Genomic DNA, 2,472 nt, shown 5'->3' on the forward strand with positions numbered 1-2,472 from the left:
CCCGCGGCGGTGGCCAGCACCGGCGCAAGCGCGGGCACCGATCCCTCCAGGCGACCCGCGAGTACGTCGTCGAGGGCAAGGCGTACCTCCTGGGGGGAGGGGACGCTCCGGGCGTCGGTGAGTGCGGCCTCCAGGCGGGCCAGGACGGCGGCCGCCTCGGGGTCGGCGGGATCCGTCAGGCCGGTCAGGTCGACGGCGGTGGCGTAGCGGCGCTCAACCAGTTCCGGGTCGCGGCGGATCCACTCGCGCAGCAGGAACAGCCGCCAGAGCGTGCCCGGGAGGGTGGTGGCCGGCGAATCGGCCCAGAGCTCGGCGACGTCGTCGACGCCGTGGTCGGCAACCGCCGCGACGACGCCGTCGCGGGTGATCCGCTCGATGGAGGTGTCCGTCTCGGGCGAGTCGTTGGGGAAGCCGCCGATGAGGGCTTGGGCGGCGTGGTGAGCGAGTTCGGAGGCGACGGCGGTGTCCGCGCTGCCTTCGATGCTCTCGGCCGCTTCGGGGTCGAGCCGGGCGGGACGGTGGAACTGGCGGGCCATAGGAACTCCTTTCGACTCCCGGTTGCTGACCGGGCCGGCCGACGTCGTGGCAGGTGGACGCGGGCCGGCGGTGGGCACGTGTGTCTCATTGTCCCGCATGCGCCGCCGACCGACGTCGCCGGAAAGCGGGGGAGGCGAAGACGCAGGCGAGCACGACGGCGCCAACCGGCCACCCACTCAGTCCCATGATGGTGGCGGTGACGGTGTCGACTTCCTGACCGGCCGCACCGAAGAGGACAATGGTGCCGTTTGCCAATGCGTTGATGGCTCCGTGGCCGACGGCGCAGGCCCACACGTTGCCGGTGCGTTGCCGCGCCCAGGACAGCAGTGCCCCCGTGGTTGTGCAGAACACGCACATGAGCCCCAGACCGAGCACCGGGTGGGACGGATAGTTGTAGCCGAGCAGGATGAGCGGGGCGTGCCACAGGCCCCAGATGACGCCCGTGGCCACCACGGCCCACCGTGCACCGATAAGCGCAGTCAACCGCGGGAACAGGTAGCCGCGCCAGCCGATCTCCTCCCCCAGCGCGGGCAAAGTGTTGAGCAGCGCTGCCGCAAGGAGGTTGACGAACTGCGCCAGCCACAGCACCCGCAGCGGCATCCCCAGCGATCCCGGATCGGTTCCGGCGGCGGCAAGTTGGGATTCAAGAACCTCCCTGAAGGCACCCATGCCGACAAGATCGAGCGCGAAGACGCCCGCACCCGCGCTCACGCACAGGCCCAGCACGATGACGACGAATACCAGCACCATCACGAGGGCCGCGGTGGCGAGGGTACGACCGACTCGTCCGCGGGGCACCCGCAGGCCGAGCGCCGTCAGCACCGGCCGCCGCTCAACCACACGGACAACCAGCAGCGAGGCGATGGTTGGGGTCAGCATCATCACCACGGACAGCGGTAGAAACAACGGGTGGGTGAGGCCACCGTTCAGCCACAAGGGCACGCAAACAATCCATGCCAGCCCGTAGGCGAGTAGGCAGTACAGGGCGATCGGCCCCCAAGCAGCATGTGGGCCGTTCCCGGCTGCGGTATCAGCAGGGTCAGTAGGGTCGGTCATGCGCGTCCTCCCTGGCAGGTGTGAGCACCCTATCGCTCGGAGCGCGGCACCGGGCGCGGCCCGGCTCGGCTTCGCGGCGGATGATCCGTTATGCTGGCCCGGCCGACGGCGTGCGGGCTCTGCTCCCGACCGTGGGCACGCCCCTCTAGCTCAGTTGGTTAGAGCTGCGGACTTTTAATCCGAAGGTCGTGGGTTCGAGCCCCACGGGGGGCACCAGCGAGAAACCAACGAAAACCCGCCATCCCGGCGGAAACCTCCCACTCCCCCACCAACGCTAGAGCCCTCTATTTCGCCTATTTCCGCTATGGTATGGCTACACCTGCGGCTACACCAGTGGAGGGACTGATGGCGAGGGGTAAGGGCGAGGGCTCCATCTACCGTGAGAAGTCCTCCGGCCTGTGGGCGGCATCCATCGCACTCCCGGCCGACCCGGTCACGGGCCGACGCCGCCGCAAGACGATCCGCGCCAAGACTAAGACCGAGGCCGTCCGCAAAATGCGCGCCGCCCAACTGGAGCTGGCCCGCACCGGCGACCTCACCACCGGCCGGCCCCTGACCCTCGCCGAGTGGCTGAACCGGTGGATCGACCAGGACGTCGCACCCCGCCGCAAGCCATCCACCACCGCCGACTACCGCTCCATCATCCGCGTGCACATCACCCCCGCTATCGGCTCCCGCCCCATCGACCGGCTCACCGCCGCCGACGTCCGTGCTCTGCACGCCCGCATCGCCGCCACCGGAGCCTCCACCTCCACAGCCGCGAAGGTGCACAGGGTGCTGCGGGCGGCGCTCGCGGTGGCCGAGCGTGAGGAGGTCGCGCCGCGCAACGTCGCCCGCCTGGTCCAGGCGCCGCCCGCCCCGATCCGGGCGCCCCAAGGC

Annotated in this window: 3 protein-coding genes and 1 tRNA gene; 2 read left to right on the forward strand and 2 right to left on the reverse strand. The window is 70.2% G+C overall.

Annotated features, from left to right (window positions below; translation table 11 throughout):
- Positions 1-536, reverse strand: a 536-nt coding sequence (locus tag RWX45_RS01835) for a hypothetical protein (protein ID WP_316022088.1), incomplete at its 3' end; no start/stop codon positions are given.
- An 85-nt stretch (positions 537-621) separates the two neighbouring features.
- Entirely contained in the window at positions 622-1,593 is a 972-nt protein-coding gene (locus RWX45_RS01840) for a CPBP family intramembrane glutamic endopeptidase (protein WP_316022089.1), read from the reverse strand.
- Between the two features lie 139 nt (positions 1,594-1,732).
- Here RWX45_RS01840 and RWX45_RS01845 point away from each other — a divergent pair.
- Both RWX45_RS01845 and RWX45_RS01850 read left to right on the forward strand, forming a co-directional pair.
- Positions 1,733-1,809 (forward strand) — tRNA-Lys (locus RWX45_RS01845).
- A 129-nt stretch (positions 1,810-1,938) separates the two neighbouring features.
- On the forward strand, positions 1,939-2,472 hold a 534-nt coding region (locus RWX45_RS01850; protein ID WP_316022090.1), incomplete at its 3' end, for an N-terminal phage integrase SAM-like domain-containing protein.

This window comes from Actinomyces sp. MRS3W (assembly GCF_032465695.1).
Lineage (GTDB): Bacteria > Actinomycetota > Actinomycetes > Actinomycetales > Actinomycetaceae > Actinomyces.

Coding starts and splice junctions, on each gene's coding strand:
- RWX45_RS01840 (WP_316022089.1), bottom strand. CDS start 1,593: ATGACCGACCCTACTGACCCTGCTGATACCGCAGCCGGGAACGGCCCA.